Source organism: Allobosea sp. GW823-FHT02B03 (assembly GCF_058797755.1).
On record NZ_JBXAJY010000004.1, the window covers coordinates 182,976 to 199,816 of the forward strand.

General features: G+C 56.6%; 16 protein-coding genes. 10 read left to right on the top strand and 6 right to left on the bottom strand.

What is annotated here, in order from left to right:
• Window positions 1-127: 127 nt before the first annotated feature.
• Entirely contained in the window at window positions 128-901 is a 774-nt protein-coding gene (locus tag AC1REK_RS14430) for a Hachiman antiphage defense system protein HamA (RefSeq protein WP_492269516.1), read from the top strand.
• A complete protein-coding gene (locus AC1REK_RS14435) occupies window positions 885-4,373 on the top strand; it encodes a DEAD/DEAH box helicase (RefSeq protein ID WP_492269515.1) in 3,489 nt (1,162 codons plus the stop codon). Before AC1REK_RS14430 ends, AC1REK_RS14435 begins: the two co-directional genes overlap by 17 nt.
• 34 nt (window positions 4,374-4,407) lie before the next feature.
• On the opposite strand, the gene AC1REK_RS14440 is transcribed toward AC1REK_RS14435, so the two are convergent.
• The 3 genes from AC1REK_RS14440 to AC1REK_RS14450 form a co-directional block, all read right to left on the bottom strand.
• Window positions 4,408-5,598 carry a hypothetical protein gene (locus AC1REK_RS14440; protein ID WP_492269514.1) on the bottom strand — a complete coding sequence of 397 codons (1,191 nt, stop codon included), beginning with the start codon at window positions 5,596-5,598 and terminating at the stop codon, window positions 4,408-4,410.
• Window positions 5,599-5,718: 120 nt separating this feature from the next.
• A complete protein-coding gene (locus AC1REK_RS14445; protein ID WP_492269513.1) occupies window positions 5,719-6,009 on the bottom strand; it encodes a hypothetical protein in 291 nt (96 codons plus the stop codon).
• A 2-nt stretch (window positions 6,010-6,011) separates the two neighbouring features.
• Window positions 6,012-6,908, bottom strand: a complete 897-nt coding sequence (locus tag AC1REK_RS14450) for an ArdC family protein (RefSeq protein ID WP_492269512.1) — start codon at window positions 6,906-6,908, stop codon at window positions 6,012-6,014.
• Window positions 6,909-7,477: 569 nt separating this feature from the next.
• Here AC1REK_RS14450 and AC1REK_RS14455 point away from each other — a divergent pair.
• The 3 genes from AC1REK_RS14455 (at window position 7,478) to AC1REK_RS14465 (ending at window position 9,264) form a co-directional block, all read left to right on the top strand.
• Window positions 7,478-7,801, top strand: a complete 324-nt coding sequence (locus AC1REK_RS14455) for a hypothetical protein (protein ID WP_492269511.1) — start codon at window positions 7,478-7,480, stop codon at window positions 7,799-7,801.
• 146 nt (window positions 7,802-7,947) lie between these two features.
• On the top strand, window positions 7,948-8,445 hold the full coding sequence (locus tag AC1REK_RS14460) for a hypothetical protein (RefSeq protein WP_492269510.1): 498 nt from the start codon (window positions 7,948-7,950) through the stop codon (window positions 8,443-8,445).
• Between the two features lie 303 nt (window positions 8,446-8,748).
• Window positions 8,749-9,264, top strand: coding sequence for a recombinase family protein (locus AC1REK_RS14465; RefSeq protein ID WP_492273800.1), 516 nt, complete (start codon window positions 8,749-8,751; stop codon window positions 9,262-9,264).
• Between the two features lie 67 nt (window positions 9,265-9,331).
• Here AC1REK_RS14465 and AC1REK_RS14470 read toward each other — a convergent pair whose 3' ends face one another.
• Window positions 9,332-10,087: a hypothetical protein gene (locus tag AC1REK_RS14470; protein ID WP_492269508.1), complete on the bottom strand. Its 756-nt coding sequence runs from the start codon at window positions 10,085-10,087 to the stop codon at window positions 9,332-9,334.
• A complete protein-coding gene (locus AC1REK_RS14475) occupies window positions 10,087-10,386 on the bottom strand; it encodes a hypothetical protein (protein ID WP_492269507.1) in 300 nt (99 codons plus the stop codon). The genes AC1REK_RS14470 and AC1REK_RS14475 overlap by 1 nt, the downstream gene beginning before the upstream one ends.
• Window positions 10,387-10,602: 216 nt before the next feature.
• On the opposite strand from AC1REK_RS14475, the gene AC1REK_RS14480 reads away from it, so the two are divergent.
• A complete protein-coding gene (locus AC1REK_RS14480) occupies window positions 10,603-11,157 on the top strand; it encodes a recombinase family protein (RefSeq protein WP_492269506.1) in 555 nt (184 codons plus the stop codon).
• A 116-nt stretch (window positions 11,158-11,273) separates the two neighbouring features.
• On the opposite strand, the gene AC1REK_RS14485 is transcribed toward AC1REK_RS14480, so the two are convergent.
• On the bottom strand, window positions 11,274-11,804 hold the full coding sequence (locus tag AC1REK_RS14485) for an ankyrin repeat domain-containing protein (protein ID WP_492269505.1): 531 nt from the start codon (window positions 11,802-11,804) through the stop codon (window positions 11,274-11,276).
• A gap of 938 nt (window positions 11,805-12,742) precedes the next feature.
• On the opposite strand from AC1REK_RS14485, the gene AC1REK_RS14490 reads away from it, so the two are divergent.
• The 4 genes from AC1REK_RS14490 (at window position 12,743) to AC1REK_RS14505 (ending at window position 16,662) form a co-directional block, all read left to right on the top strand.
• On the top strand, window positions 12,743-12,979 hold the full coding sequence (locus AC1REK_RS14490) for a hypothetical protein (RefSeq protein ID WP_492269504.1): 237 nt from the start codon (window positions 12,743-12,745) through the stop codon (window positions 12,977-12,979).
• 301 nt (window positions 12,980-13,280) lie between these two features.
• Entirely contained in the window at window positions 13,281-14,366 is a 1,086-nt protein-coding gene (locus AC1REK_RS14495) for a hypothetical protein (RefSeq protein WP_492273801.1), read from the top strand.
• Window positions 14,363-14,923, top strand: coding sequence for a hypothetical protein (locus AC1REK_RS14500; RefSeq protein ID WP_492269502.1), 561 nt, complete (start codon window positions 14,363-14,365; stop codon window positions 14,921-14,923). Before AC1REK_RS14495 ends, AC1REK_RS14500 begins: the two co-directional genes overlap by 4 nt.
• Entirely contained in the window at window positions 14,920-16,662 is a 1,743-nt protein-coding gene (locus AC1REK_RS14505; RefSeq protein ID WP_492269501.1) for a type IV secretory system conjugative DNA transfer family protein, read from the top strand. Before AC1REK_RS14500 ends, AC1REK_RS14505 begins: the two co-directional genes overlap by 4 nt.
• The last annotated feature ends 179 nt before the right edge of the window (window positions 16,663-16,841 follow it).

A 16,841-nucleotide genomic window follows, 5' to 3' on the forward strand; every position in this document is an offset into this window, starting at 1 on the left:
GTTGGCCGACAGCGAGGTGGCTTTATCGGCCATACCCCCGACTATCGTCTGCCACCCCCGATTGCAAACACTGGTCGCTTTCCCTCCGCATTTGCACTAGGCTGAGCGCTGCTAGGGGGCTCGGGAATTGGCAAGAATAAAAGAGTGGTGCAAGCGCACCGATATCAAGGTGAAGTCTCACGACCTGCTGTATTTCGAGGCCGATGCGGCAAAGCTTTCGGATGCGATTACAAATGTCTCTGCGATTGTGCCTGGCCATTACGCCGCTGCCGCTCGCGTCTCTCGTATCCTGAAGAAGCTGGGTAAGGCTGAAGCGGCGGAATACGTCGCCACGAAACTGCCTACGGGTCCCAAAAGCCGTTCGGGCGATATCGGCGAGATTCTGGCTTCAAGCTGGGTCAATGAATTTACGGGCTACAAAATTGGAGTGCTTAAATTGCGTTGGGCGGATCATCGCGAAATGGCCATGCGCGGTGACGACATATTGGCCGTGCGTCTCGATCCAAAGGTCGGCGCCCGCTTTTTAAAGGGCGAAGTGAAGAGCCGCGCGAACCTTGGCAAGAAGACTGTCGTCGAGGCTCGAGGTGCATTGCTCTCAAGCCATGGCCGGCCGACGCCCCATGCGCTCGCGTTCGTGTCGGATCGGTTATTCGAAATCGGCGAAACGGATCTCTCGGATCTGATAGACGAATATTCCCTCAAGAAGCGGATCAAGATCGAGCAGTTATCCCATTTGATGTTTATGTTCACAGGAACCAACCCCTGTGCGCTCCTGACTGCCGATCTAACGGCCTACGCTGGGAAAATCCCGCAGCTTTCCATCGGTCTACGCGTTACGACGCATCAGGATTTCATCAAACAGATTTTCGACAAGGTGATCGCCGATGGCAACAAGCCCTGAGGAGATCGCAGCACTGATCCGTGACGCAACGGCGCCCGGCTTTCGGAACGACCTGCTGGCGAAGGGGCAAGCTCGCTCCATGATCTGGCGCGATGGCGATTTGCCAGACGATGCCCCTCAATTTTCGCCCGTGATGAGCTACGATCTGCTGTCTTATGCCTATGGGCTGATGACGCAGGGATTACGCCTCCTTGACCAAGAGGCCGAACCGGAGGCCGCAAGAAGCGCCTTTGAGAACGCCGCATCTGCGATCGAAGCAGTGATCGCGCGTGGACCGGTCAGCAACGATCGGGATTTTCACCGACTGGTGGCCGGCGCCTGCTATCATCTCGCCCGTTATTCAGCCCGCGCCTATTCACTCCTTCACGAGGGGTTGGGCGAAGCCAATCTTAGTCACCCGGAGCGTGCACTCTCTCTTCTCATGTTACGGGATCTGGACGGCCTCGAAGCGCTGATCGCCGAGGATAGGCTGAGTGAATTCGCCAGCGACGACACTCTCATTGACATGCTGTCCGATATCGAAACTGACGACGATGTTGCCGGTGACGAGGAGCCCGAAGAGAAGCTCATTGGCGTCGTTGATATCGCGCTTTCTGATCATTTCATGAGCGCACTCGGTATCGCGATGCTTGCGTTTGAGCGTGGCGAGCGCGAACTGCTAGGGACTGCGATTGCGCGCCTTCGCGTTGGCCAAACATCAGCACAAGAGTTGAATCTCGTTCCGCAATGGTGGTGTCACCGTCTGACGATCCATCTTCTGAACGACCTCTGGTCATCCAGCTTTCACGAGCGGCTTCCGCTCATGCCTCTCGTCGATGGTCACGCCGATTGGGCTGAATATCGCGAGCTTTTCATTGCGACGTTGATGCGGCGGGGGCGTGCCGAGATCGATCTTTGGCCTTCGCAAATCGAGTCTGCAACCCGAGCGTTGGATCTCTCAGATAATATGGTGGTTTCACTTCCGACCAGCGCGGGTAAAACAAGGATCGCAGAACTATGCATCCTTGCCTGCCTGGCCGCTGGCCGCCGTGTAGTGTTCGTGACGCCGCTTCGCGCGCTATCTGCCCAGACAGAGGTGTCTTTGCAGCGGACCTTCCAGCCGCTTGGTAAGACGGTGTCGAGCTTGTACGGCGCGATCGGCGTCAGTGAGGTCGATGAAGATTTTCTTCGGGAGAGTAATATCATTGTCGCCACGCCGGAGAAGCTGGACTTCGCGCTGCGCAATGACCCCGATCTTCTGAACGATGTCGGTCTTGTTGTTCTCGATGAAGGTCACATGATCGGCCTCACGGAGCGGGAGGTTCGCTATGAGGTTCAAATACAGCGCCTCCTTCGTCGTAGCGATGCAGCGGGCAGAAGAATAGTTTGCTTGTCTGCCATTCTTCCCGATGGAAAACAACTCGATGATTTCACGGCTTGGTTGACGGCCGACCAGCCTAGCGGATTGGTAAAGAAAGACTGGCGGCCCACGCGACTTCGTTATGGTGAAGTCACGTGGAAAGGTAACCACGCGCGTCTGGACATCTCAATTGGTGAGGAGCAACCTTGGATCGAAACATTTATTACATCGAGTTTACCAAAAGGTAGAAAAACTAGGCTTTATCCGTGCGATCAACGCGAATTATGTATCGCGACCGCTTGGGCACTATTGGCTGACGAACACTCAGTGCTGATCTTTTGTCCCCTGCGTAAATCGGTTGAGCCCTTTGCCGAAAGAATCGTCGACCTTGCGAAGCGAGGCACGCTTTCGTCAGTTCTCGAGCACGATCCCTCTGTACTCGACAACGCCCTGGCAATCGGCGCTGAATGGCTGGGCAAGAATAGCCCCATCCTGAAGTGCCTTCGCCTCGGCGTGGCGATCCATCACGGCGCATTGCCAACTCCGTTTCGCAAAGAGGTCGAACGTCTACTTCGGGACGGAGTGCTCAAAGTGACTGTGTCCTCGCCGACACTCGCGCAGGGCCTCAACCTTTCCGCCACGACACTCATTTTCCACGGCCTTGTGCGAAACCGCGAGGACATCGATATCGCGGAATTTCGAAATGTCGTGGGCCGCGCAGGACGTGCGTATGTCGATGTTGAGGGATTAGCACTCTGCCCAATGTTTGACGAAATCCCGAAGCGTCGCGCTTCGTGGCGCCGGATGATCGCGAACGCGAAGGGCAAGGAGATGGAAAGCGGGTTGCTTCGCTTAGTCGGGACCTTGCTTCAACGTATGGCGCAAAAGCATAAACTTGCAGATATTGATACAATGGTCGCATATCTCGCCGGCAATGCAGCCTGGAATTTTCCTGTACTGCCGGGAGAATCGCTCGCTGAGCGAGAGTTGGAGCGTAACCGGTGGGCCGGATTTTTGACTACACTTGATACGGCAATCCTAAGCATGCTCGGTGAGCGTGATGTTGCCGATGAGGACATTGAAACAACGCTTGACGAGGTGTTGGCGTCTTCGCTCTGGTCGCGCAGACTCTTGCGCCGGAATGACATCGTTCGGCAAAAGTTGAAGGCAGGCCTGACAGCGCGTGCGCGCTATATCTGGAGCAGGACGTCAACACTGCAGCGTCGCGGCTATTTTCTCGCAGGTGTGGGGCTTGGGACGGGAGAGGCTCTCGATGCCGACGCGGCCGAACTCAATCAGCTCCTCGCCACAGCGAACGGTGCAATCTTGTCCAACGACAATGATCTGGCCATTGAAACGATTACAGCCTTCGCCGAGAAAGCGTTTGCGATCTCACCGTTTGCACCTGACAACCTTCCGGCAGGCTGGCGCGCTATCCTGAGCGCATGGCTCGGAGGGGAAGCCATCGCAAGCATGACGATAAATCAGGAGGACGAGGTCCTTCAGTTCGTCGAACAGTCGCTCGTCTATCGCCTTCCGTGGGCAATGGAGGCTGTCAGGGTGCGCGCTATCGCAAATGGCGATACCCTTGAAAACGGCGTTACGATGGATGACCTCGAGCTTGGCGTCGCCGTTGCCGCTGTAGAGAGTGGCACGCTCAACCGTTCTGCCGCGATCCTGATGCACGCCGGCTTCAGTTCCCGCATGGCCGCGATACAGGTAGTGGCCGATACTGAGGCCGATTTCACCAGCATGAACGAACTCCGGCAATGGCTGCGGAGTGATGACGTGAGAGAGGGGACGCTAGATCCGGACTGGCCCACCCCCCATACTCATGGTCTTTGGCTGCAATTTATCGAAAGCCTTGCGCCGGCACGGCGCCGTAAATGGCGGAAGCAAGAGCAAGTCTTTGCAGTCGCGTGGGACGATATCTGGGTCGAAACGGGCACACCAGTACGACTTCGGGACGACAACGGTAAAACCCTCGTTCTCGATGCCGACTTTACACGCCTAGGGGTCCTGAGAGTGCCGCTGAACCCCATGCGGTGCGGCTTGGTTCAGGCGGTCGTTGCCGACAATGAAGATTTCATTGATGTGACCTACCTCGGACCTAACGATCTCGAAGCTGCGTAGGGCCTTAAAATTGATTCACCGCACGTGGCACGCGCTACCAAGTAACATCAAGCTCGTCGTCATATCTCGTGCTTTGCATAAAGCCAGTCACTACAGCTGACGGAAGTATCTTTGTCACCCGACGTTTCTTGACTTCATATCCTGGATAGGAATCATCTATAACTTGTTGCACAAAATTTCGCACGGGCTCTTTCATGCACTCTAAAATCTCTAAAAGAAAATCGTGTGTCGCTTCGTAGTCCGCGATAACGGACTTAGGATCATTAACAAATTCCAGATGCTCGAAAAATCTTTCGATATTGTGTCCAGGTGTATTGAATAACGGTCGTCTGCTGTCAAAATAAACAATCTCAATTTTATCTTTCACAGGATTTACATTTCCATGAAGAGCATAGTTCCTTTTGTCGATCATCCGCATGAATTTGGCGTATGATTCGGTTGAAGGATCAACCGCGCGCGCAAACCCATCACAATTTTCGCTTAGCAATCGAAGCCTGTCTGGAATCCTTGCCCGCACAAATGCTTGGTATCTATCTTCATCATCTCTTATGTCGTCTTTGCACAGTATCAGTATTATCATATTCAAAAATGCTTCTGCCATGATGGGCGTAATCAATCTCAATTTGAGGCTATGTCCGTACAAGCTCGTCGCTCTTTCTGATATTCGTTTCATTGTTTCCTTAAATAATTCAATATTGTCTTCGTAATTTTTTGATCCTGTTGGCATTCTTTCTTGCCGACCGGCATCAACAATTTCTGCATGCATGTCCGCGCACAAATTCGCCAAGGTGACGTACTTATTTTGAAATACGATGTACTTTTCTAGGGAGTGAAGCACCTGCGACTTTTCGCGACCCACCCGAGCATAATCATTTTTAATTGCGAGAATGAGGGATTTCCATTCGAGGCTGCTGAGCTGGCTTCCCACTCCAATATGGATTTCACGCGAAGTACCCGCGAAATATATGTCTTTATCGCCGGATTTGATATTAAAATCCCAATGTATCCAGTTGTCGCTGTCATCACGCCGCAGAAAATTCTGGAAACCGTTTGGCCTTCCGAAGCGCGCAACTAAGTAACAATAAACGTCGACGGGTCGCAATTGGGTTCGAACAACCAGAAAATCACGAGATCTTTTTTCAGTGCGTTCGCTTTGCTTGAGCCATTGGATGACTTCTGCCTTCGAAGAGGCTCTCCATTTAATAAGATCAAATATCTCGGACATTCGCTGTTGATACACTGTTTTGTAGTTTGGAAAAAGCGCGGAAGACAAGGATGCGCCGGCGGGGTCCCGGGGAGGCGAGCACAGCGGAATCGCGTTCGCCTAGGCGGATGCAACTGCCCCTCAAAAGAGGGACAGCTGTGCGGATGACCGTTGATGCTCTTGCCATACCGCGCTGCGGGCTTCGTGATCGAGCCAGTTGGTAACGAAGGCTACTGCGCCCCCGTACCCTGCCAGATCCTCGCCGTGCAGGAAGTGCGAACGATAGCCGGTCTCGGTGATCGGGAGCGGGGCTCTCGCCGGCGTAACGGTCTGAACCTCGATATGATCGAAGCCGGTGCCCGACCAGTTGGCGACATGGCGGATGGTGACCGCCATGCCTTGCCACTGGATTGTGTGATCCGGGACATTCATCGCTAGGCCGCTTCCTGCGCAGCCGGTGCGCTGAACGCGTTGAGATAGTCCGCGGCTCGTTGTGCATGCCCTGCCGCAGTGAAGATCGCGCGCTTGTCGCCTCGGAGCACGGTGAGCCAGTTGGCGATATAGGCCGCGTGATCTTCGCGAACCTCGGGCGTCAGCTCCAGATCCGCGCAGAGGAAGGCGGAACCCAGCTCGGCGACCAGCTCCTCGGCTGCGTATCCTTCATCGCCCCAACGCTTGCGCCCGAAATCCCGATCCAGTCGCGTCTTGTGTCGCGTCCAGTGCGTGAGCTCGTGTGCGAGGGTCGCGTAATAGCTTTCGGGCGCGTCGAACGTTTCGAACAGCGGCATCTGCACGCGGTCATCGACAACATGGTAATAGGCCTTGCCGCCGCCATGCCGGATGTCTGCCCCCGTTAACCGGATGAAGGCCTCGACGCGCTCGATGCGTTGCACCGGCTCCAGTGCCTTTTCCGGTAGCTGCGTGAAGCGTTCCGGCAAACCTTCCACTTGCTCGGTATTGAACACGGCATAGGATTTGAGGAAGGGGATATTGCGCTCGGATTCCTCGCCGGTCTTCTCGTCGGTCTCGGTGCGGCTCAGTGTGTTGGCATAAACCACTTGGGCTGCGCGCTCGCCTTTCCGGACATGCCCGCCAAGCTCCTGTGCCTGCTTGAACGTCAACCAGTGGGCGGAGCTAAAGCCCTGCTCGATCGATTGCGACCACAGCATCAGAATGTTGATGCCGCGATAGGGAATGCCGTTGGCGCGTAAGGGAAGTGAGATAAGTCCCGTCCCATTCTCGGTGCTCCATGGTTTCATCCACGGGCGCACGCCTTTTTCAAGGTCGGCGATGATACGGTCGGTAATGGTCTGATAAATGTCCTTTTTCATTTTGGTTGCCTTTCGCTTGGGTTGCTAGCGAAAGCTCTGTTCTTGTTTGAGCCTTGCGCATGAAACCTTGGCAAGCGCCGAGCGTCCTGACTTAGGGCGCCGACAGGCGCCAGGACGTCTCGATCGAAAGGCAGCGGCTCCAAGACCGAACCCCTTGGGGCGCGTCTTCGCGGTCAGGGCAACACGGGAGGGCAGACCAGCGCCAGCTGTCTGCCCGAATGGAGCGGGCAGACCGGACTTCGGTCATTGGAAAACGCCGATGGTGTCGATGTAAGCTTGAACGAGGGTTTCCTGCGCGCGGCCCGCGCGCTTTTTGAAGACCCTGCGGCTTCAGACGCCCAAGAGAGCTTTCACGTCAGCGATCGTCACCCGCATGGGCCGAAACCGTTACGGGTTCGGTGAATAGAGCGCGGTCCGCAAAAATTGCGGAGACGGCTCGGCGCTTCAAGGAAAAGCCGCATCACCTTCGCGCGTCTGTTGCAAGGGGGGCGTGGTTCTCAGGCATTCCGATGGAAGCCACCAATCACGAATTGTCTAGGAATTTAATCCCTTTTCATGTATAAGGGGTTATGCCCTCCTATTTCAGCCGCACCTACCGCCATATGGCGTTTACACCCAATAAGGACGAATTCGTGCGCCGTGCGGTGCTCGCTTACGCGGAAAAGACGTTGGCTGCTTACCTTCAGGGGCAGGAGCGTGCGTACGCGGTCCGTGATGTCATTATGGAATTGAAGGAAAATTTCCACAGCGGCGCCGCATACGCAGAGATGCTGATCGAAAAGGCGCTCGCCAGCGAGAATGAGGATGCGCGCGCTGCTTTAATTACCGAAGCGCTCCAATCCATCGGGAAGCAGGCCCGGTCGGATAGGATAGGCGCCCCCGGAGTGGACTGACGGCGCCAAGCGGAAGTCTTCAGCCGGACGCGAACGTCGCCGTCCGCTCCCCCGTTTGATTTGCGCAATCAACCTGTAACATCAGCCACCCCTGATGCTGGATTGTCGCCAGGATCGCAGACGCCGATTGGCTGTGGGAGAGGCCGTTGCAGAACGTCATTGATCTTATCAACCTCAAGCGCGAGCACATCAAACGGCTTGCAAACCAAAACGGGGCAGCCGGCGAAACTGCGATGCTGACGGTCCATCGGCACTATGTGCCGCGTCCGAAGGGGATGGGTCTGCGCAATCTAATGACCGCGCTGCAAGAAGTCGGTATCGTCATTAGGAAAGCTAGCTTCGACGCCATAGCCTTACCCGAGGGTTGCGAAGTAGATTTTTCCGACATCGATAGCATTAGAAAATATCTATCCAGCATGCTGTTCATCGAGATTAAGACATCGAATCAAAGCCGTGTCCAACCTAACTTCGGAGGTTTCTTTTTTGCCTTCACAGAAGGAGAAATCTTGGCGTCAGAAGCGTTGGGGAGCCAGCATCAGGTATTGCTTCACAACGCGATTTCTAACGAAAAGCTGTGGACCACTGTGCCCGAAATTATAGCTCGGGCGCGGTCAACCAATTGGCAGGTGTCGATTCAACTCTAGCTCGTTTGTTCGTGATCTTATTAGGGCAGCGCATGCCCTCCTGACCTAGTTGGACTGCGCCGCCGCGTTCAAGGAATCATCAGCCTGGGCGGGCGGTAACCGGGAAGCACAACCCCGTGCCATGGCGTATCGCGCCATCATTGTTTCTCGAACAACCCCGCGGCAGTGCCGCTACGATCGTATGCCGAAAGCCTTTTCGTTGCGGCGCAGCAGGCGAATCCACGACAGTGACGGCCGGAGCGTTTAGCAATGACGGGGGCGATGAGCGAAAGTGTGCGGCGACGCGTAGATTCCGGCGGCAGAATGCTGATCGGATATGCGCGGGTATCAACGAAAAGGCAGAGGCTCGACCTCCAGCGGAAGGCGCTGGAGGCGGTTGGATGCGACCTCGTGATTTCGGAGCGGCTGTCCGGCGTTAGCCTAGGGCGGGGACTTCTTGCCGCGATCGGTAGTTGCCGGCGCGGAGACAGGATGGTGGTGTGGAAGCTCGACCGGCTCGGCCGTAACATGCGTGAGTTGCTTGCCGTCCTTGACGTGCTGAGATCGCGCGGCATCGGGCTTCGAGTGCTGACCGGGGCAGCTTCATCGATTGACATCGGCCAGGCGGACGGTCCGTCGCTCTACGCAGCCTATGCCGCTTTTGCCGAACTCGAACTTACGATGAACCGTGAGCGCACGCTGGCCGGGATTGAAGCGCACAGAACAAGCGTGATCCCTAAACGGGGGCATACCCGCAGTCTTCAGCGGAAGTTTGCCGCGGTCGCCAATCGCAAGTCAGTCCGCAGGACTTCCAGCGGGAAAGCGGCAAGCTGCCGGTGAGCGTTGCACATCAGTTGGGTTGCCTCAGAAGGGGAAGCGGGAGCCCATTGCCGTAGCTTCCCCCAGATCAAGGCTGGAAGGTGGCCGGTGTCATAGAGGCCCGGTTTGGATCAGTGGTCGGTGGTGCAGTGTGAGGCGCAGCGTTGGCGGCGAGATCGCGTTGCTGATCGGGCTTTTGTTCGCCGGTGAGTTTGCGCACGCGCTCGGGCATGGCATTGCCCAGCTCCTTGTCGAGCGCTGACAATTCATCCTCGGTAAGCTTCGGATCTTTCGTGCGCTCGCGTGCCCGGTCGAGTTTCTCCTGATAGTCGCCGAGGTCTTTGCGCTCTTGCACGAGCCGCTTTTCCTCGTCGCGCGCCGCCGAGAAAACCTCCCAACGGGGCTTTGCATTATCGATCGCGTCGGGCGTGATCTCGTCGGCTTTGAGCTCCACCCCGGATTCGTCGAAGACGCGGGTGCCGTCTTCCGTCTTGAACGCCCGGCGCCCATCCGGCAGCACATGTGCCTTCAGCAGCATGCCGTCGATCTTCTCACGGACATCGAGGATGTCGCGCTCATTGTCCATGAGGGCCTGCACTGTCGCGGTATCGTAGCGATCAAGCTTGACCGTGAATTCGGCGATCTTTTGGGGCGGCGCGAGCGCACCTTGAAGCGCCATGACGAATTCGGTGTCGCGGCGGCGTTCGGTTTCGCGCGCCGTCTTGTCCTGCTCGGCACGAACGCGGGTGTTCATTTCCAGGAGGAGGCGCTGGCGCAAATCCGCGCTGATCTCGGCTCTGCGAGCAAACTCCAACCGGGCGGATTTTTGTACCAATGTTTCCATCAGGCCCCGCATTTCGTAGCGGCGAGGGCGCCGACGACCGCGCCGGGCATCGCGTCCGGGTATTTTTCGAAGGCCGCGTAGATCTTCTGAATGGTGGCCTTGTCCTCGAAAAACCACTCATAGATGCAGGCGCGCCCCTTGGGGTCCTTGCTATCCTTCACAAACCGACTGTGCGCTAGGCCTTCGACAATGCCCGCGACATAGGTATAGCGATCACCGCCCTGCATCTTCTGCATGATCACGCCCGACGTCATGGTTTGCGCGGAGGCATCATTAGCAGCAACACTCGCGCAAGCCATGATCGACGCTCCAAATGTAGAGCGTTTAATTGCTGCGAAAAGCCTCAGAATCGACCGTTTATGTTGATATTTCCATAAGATATAGTTTTGTGCTAAGATTTATTTAAAGTTATTACTTTACGATTTGGAAAATAACCCGAGAAGGCGATGCGAGATGAGCGCACACAAACGGTCATTTATGTGTGCTGCGCATATCGAGTTAAGTGGCTGAATTGTATGAAGAAATACGGATATATTCGAGTCTCGACGGCGGACCAGTCTCATGACAGGCAGGTGGATGGCCTTCTGCCGCTCTGCGACGAACTCCATATCGAAACAGGGTCGGCCGTCGGGCGTAAAAGGCCAGTTTATCAGGCGCTCATCCGGCGGTTAAAGCCGGGAGATGCGTTTGTCGTTTTAAGCATCGATCGAGCGTTTCGGTCGACGCTCGATGCGATTGTAGAGGCCGAGAAATTTCGGAAGCGGGGGGTGTCGTTCGAGATCGTCAATCTCAAGATCGATACGGCTACTCCCGAGGGGATGTATGTCTATCAGATCCAGGCTGCGGGTTTCGAATTCGAGCGGGCTTTTCTTATCAAGCGAACGCGTGAAGGGCTGGCTGCGGCCCGTAAGCGTGGGGTTCGGCTTGGGCGCCCTCCCAAACTGACATTGGATCAGTTGGCAGACGCCAAGAAGCGGCTCAGTGTTCCATCAGTGACCGTGAAAAGCGTAGCGGCCGATCTTGGTATGAGGCCATGGAGCTTAACGCGGGCGCTACGGCGATTAAACTAACTTAGAATCATCCCTCGCGCGCCCGAAAAGCCACCCGCAAATTTGGTAAAAGCGAGCATACAGCAATAGAGAGCACGTTGGCTGAGGCCGCGAACCATACTCCTTGCCGACCAATCCTAACCCAATTTTTTCACTGCAGGCTCGTTCATTAGGAACTCAACCTCAGAATTTAATAACTTATCTTGAAACCATCCTGGTTTTCCGGATTTCAAGGCAACATCGAATGCTGTATCTCCCTGGGTATTTCGTATAGATGGATCGATCCCAGGAAAACTAAGAAGTCTATCAACGGCCCTATCCGAACCAGCCGCCGCCGCATAATGGAGAGCCGTGTTATTTAGCTCGTCAGTTCCATTTGGGTCCGCGCTATTCGACAATACCGCCCGCTCTATATCAGCAGAACTGTTAAGAATTGCTGCTTTAAATAGAGGGGATATCGAAAGTTTGCGCACGGAAACCGGCAAAGAATTAGCTTCTTCGAGCAATAATATATGCGTTAAACTTAAGAAATCATTCATATACTCTTCAAGCGCTCCACTGGAATGCGAACGCCTCCTTCGTTGGGCTCCGTCAGCCGGAGCCTTTGCTGCCACCTTGGCGTTATCAATCCGCTGTCTAGCACTCTCTTCCGTTGGCTTCTTAACCATTTGAAGTGCCCTTTACCCGGGCAATTACCGCGCTGATCGGACTATGCTTTAGCGTACTCTTCTCCGAGGCACTCAAAATGGTAAAAGTCCCCGATAGATCATAATTATCGATAGAGTAACCATTTACACGAAGATCAAACATATATCGAGAAAACTTTCCAGAATCAACTAAATTTCCAATTAATACACCCGGCTTGTAACAAAGACAAAATCCAGACCGAGGAGAGCTTATACGCTCCGCGTTTCGTGAACCTTCCATTTCTGTTAGCTTAAAGCATTCATTGCTATATTTTTCAAATGCCCAATACGACACAAAATCACTCGACTTAGATCTCGAGTCACCGAACTTAATTTTTGCTGTAAATATATCTCCAAATATATTTGACGTATTTGCGCCAATAAAATCTTGATACGCTTGAATAAATCTTTCGCCATGTCTATCGATTTCAAAATCCGACGGCTTCGCGAATTTCGCATCTATCATGAATTGCTTGAGTAGCCGGACCGTCGTCGAGGACGTCGCGACCTTTTCGCCTTTCAAGAATGACCTAATTGGCGTTTGGGACGGGGCAACGTCCTTTCCAAACCAAAGCTCCATGGCAGTCGATAGCTGCTCCTCGGTGTAGCGCGTGTTTGGGGCAGGCTCGTGAGCTCGCATGTAGCGCACGAGCATCCTTCGAATGAGCCGGCGTTCCTCCTCATGGACTGGGAAGCTGAAGTCCGGCGGTAGCCGTGAGGCCAAGTCAATAGGCATCGAAAAATGATCACCGAAGCAAAAATCGGAAAAAATCGGACTTTATGATCATACTGTCTTCCATAGATGCCTTCCGCATTTTGCGTCCTGATTTCTGAACTGTTTTTGCTCTCCCACCACGCACAGCAACGCTGTTCCTTAGCGACGCAGCGTGCCGTGGCCATCTTAGGGAGGGCTGTCACTCGTGACAAATTTGCGTACTCGCGGGAATCTAAAAATTTTTGAAATGGCAATCCGCGCGACCGACGCGCCCGATCGCGACGATGTCGAGCGCGAGTTTACCGACCGGTATCAGCGTGCAGTCGCCACTTCAGGCCATGACTACGCGGAAGCGCTGGCCCGAGCTGAGGTGCTCAAAATTTTGCTCAGCGCTGACGTCAGCTTCGACGGAGCCGCCTACCTCAAATCGCACCTGCGCTGATCGCGGGACGGGCTCGGTCGCAAGCGATCGAGCCCCGCCGCTGCCTGCTTCTCAACGATCGTGGAGATCTGTGATCATGCGTGACGAGCCTAAGCCTAGAAAGCGCAGGGAGCCGTTCGATCGCGAACCTTCCACGCACCAGCACGCTCCAGCGCGCGTAGGCACTGGCGCGATAGGTCGACGCTCGCTTATCGCGATCATGTTCTACTTTCTCACCGCGATCGGAAAACTGACGCGGCGCTCTGACCAACCTCGCCCCACGCGGCGGGGTGACCTCCTGTCACGCCTTCATCTGCGAGAAGTGATCACGACGATCCTCTCGCTGATCCCCGCCAGCGCCACAGTTCTCCTAACGTACAGCGGCGTGTCGGACGGGCTGGCAGAGGCCGGCGCCACACTCAGGACCAAGACTGAAGCAGCGCTCTTTTCTTTCGGTATCGGCACGCTCTGCTTTCTTGCGAACTTTACGCTGTTCGGGCTGGTCGACCGCTTGCGCGGTCGGTTCCTCATGAAGGCAATGGCCGGCGGCATTGCCTTGCTCGTTGCAATCTCGGCAATCGATGCTCCTTTCAACATGCGCGGCCTCGCCGGCGGCACGGCGGTGCGCATGTCGATCGAGGGCACGGCTACCTTCTGCGAGGATCAGGCGCGCGTCGTATTCGCGCGCGTCGGTATCGCCCGGCAACTGCTCACGGGCCTTCGGGCCAACGCGAAGCTCTTTGCCGACCAGCAGGCACATGAGTTCAAAACCGGCGCGATGTCGGGTGCACGCGGTCCCGGCAAGGTCGAAGCCGCATTTGGCCGCATCGCCTCGTTGCTCGGCAGCCTCGCGGACGACATCGAAAACGATGCTGGCAAGGCCGAGGCATTACAGGAGGCGATCGCGGAAGCGATCCGCGAGATCAAGCGCCAGGTCTATGTGCAGGGCGCGCTGCGCGGCCGTATCGAGCTTGCGTCCATTGCAGCGGACAAGGTCGACACGCAGCTCGGAAAGCTGGCCCGGCAGGACCTCACTGTCTCGATCCGGGCCACACTGAAGAGCATCGAAGGCCTGCTCTCGGATGTGCCGCAGGCTGCGGCACGGACTCCGCTGGAGCGTCGCCAACACGAGGCGATCGCGCAGATCGCCGCGATGACGAAGCCAATCGCTGCCGCGCTGCACGAGGCTTTGGATAGTCTTCAGCCGCCCGCGATGGCGGCGGTGAAGGCGGTACGCCCGCAAAACGCTTCCGAAGCGATCCGGACGTATTGGCGCGAGCTTTTGCCCGAATGGACCGCGGCCATCCTGGTCACGCTCGCCGGGCCGCTGTGCCTCCTGCTGATGCAAATCGCGGCGCGCCGCGAAGCTGAATCCCTGGGCGACAACGACGATGGAGAGGACAAATGATCGGCCGCATCATTCTTATTGTGGGCGTCTGCATCGTGTCGCTGGTGGCCGCATCCGCAGCAATAGGCGTCATGCTGGCCGACGTCGCAGGCGAGCAGGTGCAGAAAATCTGGGCGATTGCGACCAAGCCTCGCGAGAAGTCGCGGATTGAGGATCGCTTGGCCGGTACCAAGGACCTGACGTTCTTCAAGACGGTCAAGGTCGAAGGCCGCCCGTTCTCGATCACGATGGGCGTCTCGTTCGCAACACCCGAAGACCTGGCGGCAGGCAAGCAGAAGTCGGCCTGGTGCTATACGACGCTCCGCCCTTCGGACGGCGGCGTTCCGCGTCAGATCGAACTCGCGACGCAGGATGGCCGCAAGCCGCCGACATACAACGATCTCTCTAACTTTTCTGCCACTGAGCTGGCCGTGCTCGGCGAGACGCCGGAGTCGCTTTCCGAGATCGCCCGGAAGCACTGCGTGTTCGGGAAGGAGCCGGCGCGGTCCGGAACCGTAGCCCGCCGCTTCACGACGATCATCCTGAAGGGCCTGCCTGCGGACGGGGACGCGACATGAGCGCCATCTCGCGCCTTCGCCGCGGCTACCGGGTGAAGGTGCGTATCCCCCGCCCGCATGTAAACCGCGCAATGAGCGTGGCTTGCGGCATGGTCACACTCTCCTGGGCGAGTTGGCCTGGCCTCGATGGCGACGGACTTCAGCTCGGCTTCTCTGCCCTGAATGCGGTGCTGTCTGCCGCCTTGATCGCCCGGACAGTCAAGGCGCTGCGGCGGGATTATCGCCAGCGCCTGGCGGTCGCGATCAGTGAAATGCCGAGCGAGGATTACGGCTCGGCTCGTCAGTCGACGAAGGAAGAGCGCGCCGCAAGGGGCATGAATACCCACGAGCACGGTGAGCTTCTCGGACTCGACGATAACGGCAATGCTGTCTGGCGCCCGCTCAACGCGTTCATGATGCTGGTCACTATCCCGCCCGGCGGCGGCAAGACGATCTATTTCGTCATCATGTCGATCCTGCACCGGGCAATGCTCGGGCACAGTGTGGTTGTTCCGGACGTAAAGGCCGACCTGGCTCCGATGCTGGCCAGATGGCTGCGCAAGCTCGGCTTCGAGGTCTGGTGCATCAACCCGGCCAGCCTCCACAGTGACCGGGTAGGCAGTATTGAGGTTGGCTTGTACCAGCCAATCATCGACGCTGTTTATGCCGAGAAGGATCAGCGCCAGTTGGCACTGAAGCTGGCCGCCGACTATGCGGCACTCCATCACCCGATGACGAACGAGGAGAAGAACCCTTACTTCGCATACGGGTCGAAACGCGTCATCGTCGTCGCGATCCTGATCAGTTGCTATCTCGATCCTGCGGATTGCACGCCAACGGCAGTGTACCGAATCCTTGCCGATCCCGCGCTGCTGCTGAGGCTCTGCCGCAAGATCCAGAAATATCAGAACCTCAAAGGCGATGACCTGGTTCTTGATGATCTGAAGAGGGAGGCCCGCAACCTCCTCCATCGCGCGGCAAAGAACGAAGAGAACTTCGCGTCCTTCCTTGAAGGTGCAAGCCAGAAATTCCTGTCCTTCGCCCCGTCGGGGATGCTCGGCGATTATGGCGCGGGAGCGATCCATTCACTGAGCAGCATCCGCGATCGCCAGATCATCATCTTCATCATGACGCCGCTCAGCGCCATGCGCGAATTCGCCGACACGATCTCGCTGATCAATCACGGAATTGTCTCGGCCGTAAAAGCCAAGCCGGACGGTCATCCGCTTCATATCGTCGGCGAAGAGGCCCTGAATTATCGCTTCGCCGACCTCGTTTCAGATCTCGAAACGCTACGCCAGTTCCGCGTAACCGTGGACCTTTATATCCAGTCACAGGCCGGCCTGGAGCGCCACTACGGCAAGACCGCAGCGGCTGCGATCAATGCTTATGCCGACATCCGCATTTATGCCGCGCTGAACGACCTGTCCGAGGCGAAGCACGTAGCTGCAATGCTGTCGAACGCGACGATCCAGCGGCAGGACATTTCCTATCAGGACACCGTGAAGGATGTCGGCATCGCCAGCCGCGAGATCGCTCGGCCGCTCATGACGCCTGATGAAGTCCTCTCGATGGAGAAGCCCCATGCCTGGGCTTTCGTGAACGGGATGCATCCGGTGCGCCTGACGATGCTGTCCTACGCGCAAGTCGCCCCCTGGAATCAGTGGGTCGATCCGAGCCCGATCACCGGCTCGCGTCTCCACGCAAAGACCGTTCTCACCGTCAACTACCCTCAGCAGGAGAAGAGCGATGTCGCGTGACGAGAGCAAGCCGTCTGTCGCCTGGGTTCGCCGGAGCAACCTGCTCTGGGTGCCTGTCGTCGGCTTGGCCTGGGGCGCTACGGTTCTCTGGGGTACGCCGCATCTGCGTGTGAATTATACTTGGAACGGCCGCGCTGCCGCGCCCTTTTATCAGGCTTGCGAGTACTGGGGCGTCAGCT